This is a genomic window from Mesorhizobium sp. M0816 (genome assembly GCF_040320005.1).
Lineage (GTDB): Bacteria > Pseudomonadota > Alphaproteobacteria > Rhizobiales > Rhizobiaceae > Mesorhizobium.
Genome location: NZ_JAMYOT010000022.1, coordinates 80,323 through 91,464, shown reverse-complemented (window position 1 = coordinate 91,464; position 11,142 = coordinate 80,323). Strand labels below are relative to the sequence as shown.

General features: G+C 60.3%; 6 protein-coding genes and 1 pseudogene. 1 reads left to right on the top strand and 6 read right to left on the bottom strand.

Features of this window, described 5'->3' with window-relative positions; all coding sequences use genetic code 11:
- From NKI17_RS27275 to NKI17_RS27250, 6 genes and pseudogenes are all read right to left on the bottom strand, one after another.
- Positions 1-1,166 (bottom strand): serine/threonine-protein kinase (locus NKI17_RS27275; RefSeq protein WP_352907033.1); only part of this gene is annotated, 1,166 nt, incomplete at its 3' end.
- A 5-nt stretch (positions 1,167-1,171) separates the two neighbouring features.
- Positions 1,172-1,945, bottom strand: a complete 774-nt coding sequence (locus tag NKI17_RS27270) for a PP2C family protein-serine/threonine phosphatase (RefSeq protein ID WP_352725110.1) — start codon at positions 1,943-1,945, stop codon at positions 1,172-1,174.
- 173 nt (positions 1,946-2,118) lie between these two features.
- Positions 2,119-5,682 carry a type VI secretion system membrane subunit TssM gene (tssM, locus tag NKI17_RS27265; protein ID WP_352907032.1) on the bottom strand — a complete coding sequence of 1,188 codons (3,564 nt, stop codon included), beginning with the start codon at positions 5,680-5,682 and terminating at the stop codon, positions 2,119-2,121.
- A 22-nt stretch (positions 5,683-5,704) separates the two neighbouring features.
- Entirely contained in the window at positions 5,705-7,213 is a 1,509-nt protein-coding gene (gene tssL, locus NKI17_RS27260) for a type VI secretion system protein TssL, long form (RefSeq protein ID WP_352797468.1), read from the bottom strand.
- A 289-nt stretch (positions 7,214-7,502) separates the two neighbouring features.
- On the bottom strand, positions 7,503-8,192 hold the full coding sequence (gene tagH, locus NKI17_RS27255) for a type VI secretion system-associated FHA domain protein TagH (RefSeq protein ID WP_352725139.1): 690 nt from the start codon (positions 8,190-8,192) through the stop codon (positions 7,503-7,505).
- 144 nt (positions 8,193-8,336) lie between these two features.
- Positions 8,337-8,558: pseudogene (locus tag NKI17_RS27250) on the bottom strand (FHA domain-containing protein); the annotation flags it as partial.
- Positions 8,559-8,800: 242 nt separating this feature from the next.
- On the opposite strand from NKI17_RS27250, the gene NKI17_RS27245 reads away from it, so the two are divergent.
- Entirely contained in the window at positions 8,801-11,131 is a 2,331-nt protein-coding gene (locus NKI17_RS27245; RefSeq protein ID WP_352692837.1) for a type VI secretion system Vgr family protein, read from the top strand.
- Positions 11,132-11,142 lie beyond the last annotated feature (11 nt).

Sequence of the window (11,142 nt, the reverse complement as noted above, 5' to 3'; positions counted from 1 at the left end):
CCCCCCGCCCCGCGTGCCCGGGGCCCGACGCCCCACCCCCCGTGGGTGGGGGGTGGTGGGCCTTGCCCCGCCCCCCCCCGCGCCCCGGCGGGGGGCGGGCTGGCGACTGCTGAAGCCCGCGGTTCGGACAGCAGCGCAGGCCGGACATGCGGGACGAAGCGCTGCCCACCGGAAGCTGCCGTCACAGGCGCGTTGCGCCCCAAATCATAGGAAGGCTGGGCCTTGGGCTCAGGCGCAAGGGTTTGCCCCGCTCGTGGCAAACCCGGCCGATCGCGGGTCGGGACGAACGTTGGTGGCGTTGTCCCTTCGTCCTCGTCACGCGTCATTCTGGCGATTTCCGCCATGCTCACTGGGCGGTCTCGCGGATCCGGCTGCAGCATGGCTTCAACAATGCCACGAAAATCGTCCTCGATGTCGGACAGGTCGGGCACGGTCCGGCGCTTTTCGATGATCTCGAATTGCGACCCGCTCATGTCGATCGGCTTCCCGCGCAGAGCGGCAACCAGCACCAGCCCCAGGCTGTAGATGTCGGATTGCTCGCTGACGTCGCCGCTGTACAGCCCCAGCTGTTCGGGCGAAACGTAGTTGTACTTTCCCGCGAATTTTCCGCCGATCAGGGTCTCCCCGCCGACGGTCGCCGATCGCGCAATACCGAAATCGATGATCTTGGCGTGGTCGACTCTACCCCCTGGCAAGATGATGTTATCGGGCGAGAGGTCGCGGTGAATTGCTCCCGCTTGATGCACGGCGCTCAGACCCGACGTGAGGCGATGGCAGAGCTTGCGTACCTCTTCAGTCGGCATCGGGCCACGTCGCATGATGTCGTACAGCGACTCGCCGTCGACAAATTCCATGGCAAGGTAGGGACGGCCGATGCCTGGATCGATGGTGAAGACGTGATATCGCACGACCGCATCATGCGACAGGTGATTGAGGATTGACGCTTCCTTGCGGAACAAGGACAAGATCGTCGGGTCGCGGGCAAATTCGGGCAGGACGATCTTGATCGCGACGTGGTCGCCAGTCTGGATGTTGTGGCCACGGTAGACCTCGCCCATGCCACCGAATGCGATCCGCTCGTCAAGTTCGTAGATGCCGCTGAGTTGCGTGCCGACCGCGGTATTGGCCAGTTGCGGCGATATTCGCGTCTTGTCGTCGGCGCTCATCAGCCTCAACCCTCCGCTCTGGACAGATCAGGGTAGGGGGGGTGTCCGTTGTGCCCGTTTGCGAACTTCACCAGCACAATGGTGACATTGTCTGTTCCGCCCCGCGCCAGCACCATTTGCAGCAGATTTTCGCAAGCCGCCTGAGGGGTCGCAGACACCACCACGGCCCCGATTTCGGCGTCGGTCAAATGCGCCGTCAGCCCATCTGTGCACAACACGAAGATGTCTCCCGGCATAATTTCGCCTTGCTGGAAATCGATGACGATTTCGTCGCTGACGCCGACCGCATGCGTGATGACATTGCGGCGCGGCCAGGTGAGCGCCTCGGCTGCGCTGATCATGCCGCGATCGAGAAGTTCCTGAACTTCGGTGTGGTCCCTCGAGATCTGCGAGATCGAGGCATTACGGACCAGATAAACCCGGCTGTCGCCCGCCCACAGGCAGGCAAATCGCCCATCCATCGCCAACAGGGCGGCAACGGTGGAGCCGATGGTTATGCCGCGAGATTCGGAGATCCTGCGGATGTCGGCGTTGGCGCGGCTCAGCCTGTCTTCGAAGCGCGCACGAAGATCCGGCGCGGAACTAGCAATGCCGATCGTGGCCAGATGATCGACAATGCTGGCTGAAGCGACCTCTCCGGCTTCATGTCCACCCATTCCGTCGGCCACCACCCACAGGCCGGTTCGTGGCTCGACTAGATAGTTGTCTTCATTGTGCTCACGGACACAGCCATTGTGGCTCACGCCGAAGCTTTCAAAGGAAAGGGCGACATCGCTCACCTTGCCACCAAGCGCTTCTCAAAGCGTCCTCTGCGGCGCATCTTCAGGCGCTCGCTGCTGCCACTTTGCCACAGGCTGGAATATTAAAGTATCGAAATTTAGCTTTGAGCCCGTGACGCGGGATCGCAGCCAGCTTTGGCGCCCTAGTTGCACCAGGTGAGGCTCAAATCCTCTCAAAACGCCTTCGGGCAGCTGAATGCGGAAAGTGCGGGAAGTAAGAAGGGACTGGGTCCGGAACCGGTCTGGATCGTGTAGCTGACGTCGCGTCCGCCGATTACGAAGCGCGCCTCAACAGTGCCGTCTTTGCTGGTGATCGTCGCCTTGTCCAGCAACCTCTTGAGCGACCACGGCCCTTCGAAGCTGATAGCGGATTCGCGGCCCGGCATTTCCGGCATCAGTCTCAGACTGGCGGATGCCGAGGCCGCACCGCTCGGCCAGGACACAGTGCTTGGCGTGTTACCCGCCTGATTGCTCTGGACGATCTGGCCATCGACGTCGAGCACCGCAGTATCTGCATCACCGTTCAGCGAGAACGGGGTAAAGGTCAGGTTGACCGACGGCATTGACCCACCCGACGGGAAAAATGCGCCGCGGATCTCAGCAGCCAGCTGAAAGTTTTTCAGCGTCGACTTCGACAGGTCGCGCCCAAAGCGCGCATCCCGTTTCCAGCTCCAGTCCTGGCCGCTCATGTCGATCAAGGAAGCAAGGTTTTGTGCGAAGAACCGGTCCATCAGGCCGCCTGGAGAGAACAACTTGGCGAAGTCCGCCATCGCAACATCCTGGGTACCATCGCCGGCGAAGGGGTAGCGGCCGTTGACCGCCTCCTCGCAGGGCTGCGTGACGGCCTGGCCGAGCATCTCGTTCAAATTCGTCAAGGAAATTTCAGCCGCGTTGCCCTCAAATTCGTTTGCAGTTGCGTTGACCATTCTGCCGAGTTGCTTGGGCAGACGCGATGCATTGGCGCGAAGGGTGGCTATCTGCAGCTGCAGGTTGGCGTTGACACGTTCCGTCTGCAAGGGGACCTCGGTTGCCAGTTGCAGACTCTGGTGGATGTCGCGAAAATTCTGGGTCAGCGCATCGATGGGTCGGTGTCCAAAAGGCCCGCTTACCAGAGCCTGGAAGGACCTGAACTGCGCTTCGATGTTTGCCCCAGGGCTCTGGCTTTGAAATTTCGCGGACCCCGTACCGGCACGGCTTTGCGACTTTGCGGAGCTAATTTGAATGCCGATGCGAGCCAGGCCCTTGGCCATGTCCGCGACATCCTGATACTGGCGCATGAGGGTGCCGGCTATCACCCCAGTGCCCGAGTCTTCGCCGGAGACAGGGTCGCGCGCCAGGGCTGTTTCCTCGGCAATCGCGGTAAAAAGCTGTTCGATCGGCGAGCTTGGTGCGGCAACGGCGGAAAGCGCGACATAGTGCGGCTTGTCGTTCAGCATGGCTTTGAATTTCAAACCATCGAGAACGCTGTTCCACGCGGCTGCGAACTCCTTGCCGTAGCGATCGAGAAGTTCGGGGCCGAGCTGGAGCAACTCCTGATCGATGCCGCCTTGCTCGCCGCCACCGCCCAGGACCCACTGGTCGTCGACGAGCGTCTGCGCAATGCGCGAAAGCTGTCCGAGATAAAAGCTGTTGAATCCGGCATGGGTGTAGAGACCGGGAATACGAAGCTTCGACAGATCGCCGCCATCGACGCGCTCGAACACAAGCTGCGCTTCCGGCCCGCCTTTTTGCGAAACAGAAAAATCGTCCAGCGCAGCCGCGTACACCGCCGACTTGATCAATGCGGACGCACGATCGGTAAGGCTCATGCGCCCGAGTGAACGTTGGGCGGCTTCCACAAGCGGCTGGTTGAGTTCGAAAACCGGATCATAGGCATCGTCCAACGCAAGCATGGCGCGCAGGTGCTTTTCGAGCTGCGCACGTCCTTCGCGGTTGCTCTCGCCTGGATACCGGTTCTGTTCCCAATCCTGCTTCATCCAGGAGATGATCAATGCGTCATCGACCTTGGGTGCCTTGCCGCCGAGCATCAGGTAGATCTTGAGCGGTTCGTAGAGCGCGGCGGGCTCAGCCGTCGTCGCCTGGACGGTCCGCTCCGCCTGCACAAGCAGACGCGACCGCAACATTCGTTCCAGTGCTTGCCGGTAGGCCGTTGTCGATGCCGAAAGAAGCCTTTCCCGCTGGCTAAGGCCGATCGTTTCCTCGATCGGGGTCGGTAAGTCACTGGTTTCAAAACCGGCCGGCATGTTGCGCAACTGGTCGAGCGGCCCGATGACGTTTTCAAGGTCGACATCGGTGACCGTCGTGCTTTTGAGCAGAGCGTCGGCTGTCTCGCGATATTGGCTCGTGGCCTGCGTCGTGGAGGCAATCAGCGAGCGGTTGGCCATGAAGCTCATCCCGAGCGCGCCAAGGGCCGCTGCAGTGATCAAGGCTATGATGCCAAAGCCGCCATATCTGAGGGCCGCTGCCCGCCTCTCGCTCGCTCGGTTATAGGAAACCCATCCGGATTCGGCGAAAATGACATCAGTCAGGAGATCGTGCAAAAAGAAGCTCTTGCCGGTCCCGGACAGGTGGGGGCGGGAATTGTTGCCGAAACTGCGGCCGATTGCGCCCAACACTTGATCGATCGGCGTTCCCTCTTGGGTCCCCGACGAGAAGTAGAGCCCACGCAAGCTGACGTTCACTTGGCTACGGACCGGATCGAACAGGCTGGTCACGAAATTGGCAATTCGGCCCTTGAGCGCGTAAAACTGGGCCGGAAAGCCAAAGATCGATATGCGCGAGACCGGGTCAGGCTCTTCCTGCAGGCGATCAGGCATCTCGTCCGCCAAGCGGATCGCCAGTGCATCGAATTCGGCCGAAGCCTCACCGGCCATGTTCTTGTTGCGGTCCGTGGTCTGGAATGTCGCGCCCCAGACCTTGCGCCTGCGCGGCTCCTCGAAACTGCCGAAATAATCCATGAAGCCGGCAACAAGATCGGCCTTGGTGAACAGCAGGTACACCGGAAACTGGATTTTCAGCGTCTCGTGGATCTCCCTCAGGCGACTGCGCATTTCAACGACATGGGCGTCAAGCTGCTGGTCATCGAGGCTGATGAGATCGGCAAGGCTGATGGCCAGGATAACCCCGTTGATCGGTTGTCTGGTGCGGTGTTTTTTGAGCAGTGACAAAAACGCAAGCCAGCTCTTGCTGTCGCTTCCAGCATTGGAATCCTGCGTGGTGTAGCGTCCCGCCGTGTCGATCAGCACAGCCTTTTCGGTAAACCACCAGTCGCAGGAGCGGGTGCCGCCAACACCGGCCACCGGCTGGGCGTGTCCTGAACCGGCAAGCGGAAAATTCAAACCCGAATTGACCAGTGCCGTCGTCTTGCCGGCGCCCGGCGGGCCAATGACGATGTACCAGGGAATGTCGTAAAGGAAATTGCGCTTGCCGCTCGACCGCTTGAGTGTTGCGATGGCCTCACTCATGCGCGCCTCGAGCACCGGTGAATCGTCATTGCGCCGGTCGTTGCGGGCAATGACCGTCTCGATCGCTTTTTGCGCCTTTCTCACATGCCAAGCGCGCACTCCGTAAACGAGGGCCGCGGTCGCCATGATCGTGCCGATGATTGTCGCACGCAACCAGACAGGTCCCAGCGGCCGGATATCGGCGAAGCGGATCAAAGGTCCAGCAAACCAGATCGCCGCCGCAAAACCGGCCAACGCGGCCGTGCTGAATATCCGCGGCAGCCAACGCATCATTGGCGTTTCCCACCGGCGGTGTTCACAGCGTTTCCTCCTTGAGGATCATCACGTCGACACGGCGGTTCTTGGCGCGGCCCTCGGACGTCGCATTGTCGGCAATTGGCTCATCTTCGCCCTTGCCCTCGGCGGTTACTCGCGAGGGATCGCTAAGCTTCGCGGCGATCATTGTCTCAACAGCCTTCGCGCGGGCGACCGAAAGGTCAAAATTCGATTTGAACGTGCTTGATTTCCGTGGTTTCACATTATCCGTGTGGCCAACGATCGTGATTGGCCCTGGCTCGTGCTCAAGGGCTGCGGCAATCTGTGTGGCCAGTGGCAGAAACTCGGGCTTCACTTCGGTCTTGCCTGGCTGAAACAACAATTGATTGTTGATCTCCACTACGATGAAGTCGCCTTTTGTGCCGATGGTCATCCCGCCGCGCTCAACTTGCGTGGGCAGTGCTGAGCGGATGCGGTCGATCTGGCCGGTCACGGCAGGCGAGGCGGCTGTCACCGGTTTGGCGAGTGGGGGTACCACACTGGCGCGCTCGATCGTCACAGGCGTCGAGGGATTGAGCGCCAGCAATTGTCTGGCTGCAGCATCGCCTTCATCGGTCATGAACGCCCGCAACGTGAAGAACGCGGCCGTCACCAGGGCTGACGCCGCTGCAGCAACTCCCCAGAGCGGCAGGCGGGTCGAAGACGGCACCATCATAGCGGCCATGCCTTGCCAGCGGGGGGAGATGTCCTCTCCGGCGCGGGCTCTGAAGTAGCGAAGCGTCTCGTAGACGTCGCGCCGCACAGGTTCGAGACTGGTATCGTCGCGCGCCAGGCCACGATACTGGCCCTCAAATCCCAGGGATAGGCAGACATGCATCAGCTCGAGCAGGTCTAAGTGTGGCTCAGGATTGGCCAGCACCTTGTTCAGTGCTTCGTAAAAGCCGGCGCCGGTGGGCTCGATGTGAAAGAACCGCGACAGCATACTGTGCTGTGCCCAGGTGTCCTCGCCGGCCCAAGGCAGGTTGCCGACAAGATCGTCGGCCGTTTCGCAAAGGGCAAACTTCGCGATCCGCGTATCCTCTTCGGGAACCCCTGACTTCTCCAGCGTCCAGTCGAACCTCTCGATCGCATCGGCGATATGTTCGGCCAATGGCGCCGCCTGTCTTTCGACCGGCACGAGCCTGAGATGCCCGAACAGGACGAGCAACGGTGCTGACCCAGCGAGGATCGGATTTGCCGTCGAATATTTTACCGTGTCTGTGGCGCCGAGCAGCACCTCCTGCTGAATGCTCGGCCTTGACCCGGCCGCCTCGGCTCTGGCCGCTGTACCGGACGATGCTCCCTGATAAAGAATGGTTCCGGATCTCCAGTCCGGCGGCATATGCCGACCTATGTCAGGATCGAAAACTGTCGATTCCTTGACATGCGGGGGCGCGACGGTCTTCGCAATCGGTTCGTTTGCGGCTGGTTTCGCATTCTGCCCGCGTCGTGGATTGGTGCGGATGACGGTCTTGCGGACCGGGCCGAAAGGATCGTCCTTCGAGCTCATCGCCGATATGCCGCTGCCGTGCAGTGTCCGCGCTCGCGTGCGAGAGGCGCCAGATCTTTCCTGGCTGGATAGGGCAGGCAATGGTCCTTCCGGCAAGGCGGTCCGGAGCTACAAGAAACTATGGCGCCGCAATGTGACATTTGCCGCAGACCCCCAGGTCAATCAGGCTTACCCGCTTGGCGAACTGTCGTATGTGATCGTAATCCCAGATGTTGTCGATTGGAACATGATGCGGCGCGCCGATGCGTCTTTCTTCGTCTGCTAAAGCGCCGCAGTCTGTTGGGCCGGTCTATTTTTGCTTGTCAGCTTTTGCATAGGCTTCGCCAAAATAGGCCAAGAATATATCAAGCATGCCGTTTTCGTGTGGTTCCTCCATGCTCCTCCACGTCCCGACAAACGCGTCCCATGCTTGGGCCTTCTTCGAGGTAAACGATGTCGGCGGGAGCTTTTTACCGATCGCCTCCGGCGAAAGGTCATCAAGCAGTCGCGAGAGCGCTGCTTGCATGGCGGCATAGGTGGCAAATTCGTGCGCCTTGAGATCGCGGAATGCGTCCTCGACGCTGTGCCTGGCATCGAGATAGCCGGCCCTGCGCCGCGCGAACATGATTTCGAGTATGTCGTCGGTGCCTGGGACAAATTTGAGAGGATTGTTTTCAGCGGAGCTTATCATCGTCCGGTGTGGGCTCTTGGCTAATGTCTTTGCAGCCGCACGTGCCTTCAGCAGCATGGCCAGTTGCTCGACCACCGTGCGCAGCACCGCGCCGATTTCGGCAGCGACTTCATGCGGATCACGCAACTGGAACAATTCCGGCGAAATGCCTGCGGCGATTGCAATTTCCCGCAGCACCTCGTCTGTCGTCGAAGGCAAGGTTGCAGGCAGCGACGATGTCGATGGCGGCGCTTGCCCGAGCCATCGCTCTGCCGAACTGAAAAAAGGCTCGCCTCCGGAATCGGGCAGCCGATCGGCCGCGACCGGCATGTGTCGTTGCGTCGAACCTCGGTCAGCCTCCGGATGACCTGGCGTTGCGTGCTCGTCGTCAATCGATACAAGGATGACATAGCGGCCGACCAGGAGCCTGTCGCCGTGGTCTAGCCGGCGCGGACCGGTGATGCGTTGGCTCGATCCATTGATGAAAGTGCCATTGCGCGAAATGTCGTGCAGCCAAAACGCGCCTGCCTCGTATCGGATCTGGCAATGCCGGCCGGAGATGAACTTGTCAGGGTCGGGCAAGATCCAGTCGCAATGTTCGCGCCCGATTTTGAAGCTGCGATTACGCGATCTGTAACCGGGCGACACGCCAGCGGGCAGGGCATCGACGTTGCTGATCTGCAGACTGATTAACATGCGAAATCGCCTGTGTGATCGCTGGCGGCCTTGCCGACAGGATACTCCATGTTTTTAGCGTGGCTAATCCCAATATTCGCATCCCAGTCGGTCCTATTCGTGGTCAGCTTTGGCCTGCACAACAAACATGTGGTACGCTCGAAATGGACTGGCAACCATCAGGGTTTGATGTGATTTCGAGTTCCTGATTAGGATCTTCAAATCCACTGGGCTGGCCGCCAGGCCGAGGAGGGGCACGACCCATGCCAAGTGAACAACGTGCCACGGTTGTGCAAACGCCAGTTGGCGCTGAACTGTTGACCTTTACACATCTCGTCGGGCGCGATGAGATCAGTCGTTGTCTGGCCTATACGGTCGGGTTCGTGAGCCCCAGCCACGATATCGATCCGCTGGAGATGCTGGGTGGCCCCGTCTCGATCGAAGGTGAAGCCGACCCCCAGCGCTGGTTCAGCGGCATCGTGTCGGAGTTTCGCCTCACCCGGATCGAGGATCGACTGGCCTATTACGAAGCAGTCGTCAGGCCATGGCTCTGGTTTCTCGGCAATACGACCGACTGCCGTATTTTCCAGAACATGAGCGTCATCGAAATCGTCGAAGAGGTTTTCTCGAAATACAGCACGGCAAAATTCGAGAAACGCCTGCAAGGTTCCTATCCGCCGCGCGAATATTGCGTGCAATATGATGAGACCGATCTCGACTTCGTGCAGCGGCTGCTCGAGCATGAGGGCATCCTGTATTTCTTCGAGCATGGCGAGGGCAAGCACACGCTTGTGCTCGCCGATGCCATGAACAAGCTCAAGCCGGCGCCGGGGTACGAGAAGGTGCCCTATCACTTTGAAGGGCAGGGCTCCCGGCGCGATGTCGAATACATCACCGAATGGATTCCGGGCAGCTCCGTGCGGCCGGGCGCCTATGTCCATACCGACTATGACTTCAAGAAGCCGGGCGCCGACCTGATGGCCAAATCGGCCCAGCCGTTCAGTCATAAGCTGGCTACGGGTGAAAATTACCGTCAGCCCGGCGCGCATCTCGAAGTAGGCCGCGGCGACAGCCTGGCGGCAATCCGGCGCGAGGAAATCCAGGCGGTGCACCAGCGCATTGCTGCAGTCGGCACCGTGCGCGGCCTGTATTCCGGCTGCACGTTCAAGCTGGACGGTTTTCCGCGCGAAGACCAGAACCAGGAGTATCTGGTGGTCAGCGCCGAATACAGGCTGTTCGATCCGGGCTACAGAGCCCTTGCCGATGTCGAAAGCGAAAACTTCAAGGTGATCCTCGGCGTGGCGCCGACCGCCTTGGCCTATCGCCCGCCGCGGGTCACGACACGGCCGATCATGCGCGGCCCGCAGACGGCGACGGTGGTCGGCCCGTCCGGCGAGGAAATATTCACCGACAAATATGCACGGGTGAAGGTGCAGTTCCACTGGGACCGTCTCGGCAAGAAGGACCAGAACAGCTCCTGCTTCGTGCGGGTCTCGCAGACCTGGGCCGGCAGCGGCTGGGGTTTCATCCAGATCCCGCGCATCGGCCAGGAGGTGATCGTCGACTTCATCGAAGGCGACCCGGATCTGCCGATCATCACCGGCCGGGTCTACAACGCCTCGCAGATGCCGCCCTACGGACTGCCGGGCAGCGCCACGCAATCCGGCTGGAAATCCGACTCGTCGAAAGGCGGCGGCGGCTACAACGAGCTGATGTTCGAGGACAAGGCCGGCTCCGAACTGGTCAATTTCCAGGCGCAGAAGGACCACAACCTTCTGATCAAGAACGACCGCACCAAGCTTGTGCAGCACGACCAGTCCGACCGCATCGACCACGACGCCAAGCACTCCGTCGGCCACAACCTCGACGAGGACGTCGGCAACAACAAGACGGTCAAGGTGGGCGTCGACCAGACCACGGATATCGGCAACAACGATACCGAGACGGTGGGGGTGAACAGGTCGCTGACGGTCGGATCGAACGAGACGATTCACGTTGTGGCGAATTCGACCGAGAATATCGATGCCAACCATTCGCAGACCGTAGGATTAGTTCAAACAATCACTGTTGGCGCGGCTCGTATCGATTCGGTCGGCGCCGCCGAGACCCGAACCGTCGGGGCGGTGCAGATGAACACTATCGGGGCGACACGGTCGGTCAGCGTGGGTCTCGGCCAAAGTCACGACATCGGCGCTTCCGACAGTTGGAAGATCGGAGCCAACCAGGGCATCGACATAACTGGCAACCAGAGCGTCAACATCGGCGGTGGGCAATCAACAGAGATCGGCAAGGCTCGGACAGCCAAGGTAGCCGCGGATGATATCACCGATATCGGCGGAGCCCACGCGCTCAAGATAGCAAAGGGCAGCGGGATTACCATTGCCGAGGACGGCTCGATTGGTGTCGGGAAGAAGCTGGTCATAGACGCCGGAGACGAGATCACGATCAAATGCGGCGACGCCTCCATTATAATGAAGAAGGATGGAACGATCGGCATCAAAGGAAAGGACATAACAATAACCGGCAGCGGCAAGATATTCGCCAAAGCGTCCGGTGACATTGTCATGAAGGGTTCGGAAATCAAACAAAACTGAGGAAACCGTCA

Bases quoted from the DNA above. Each gene is read 5' to 3' on its own strand.
- NKI17_RS27245 (WP_352692837.1), top strand. From the start codon at position 8,801: ATGCCAAGTGAACAACGTGCCACGGTTGTGCAAACGCCAGTTGGCGCT.
- tssM (WP_352907032.1), bottom strand. From the start codon at position 5,682: ATGATGCGTTGGCTGCCGCGGATATTCAGCACGGCCGCGTTGGCCGGT.
- tagH (WP_352725139.1), bottom strand. From the start codon at position 8,192: ATGCCGGTCGCGGCCGATCGGCTGCCCGATTCCGGAGGCGAGCCTTTT.
- tssL (WP_352797468.1), bottom strand. From the start codon at position 7,213: ATGAGCTCGAAGGACGATCCTTTCGGCCCGGTCCGCAAGACCGTCATC.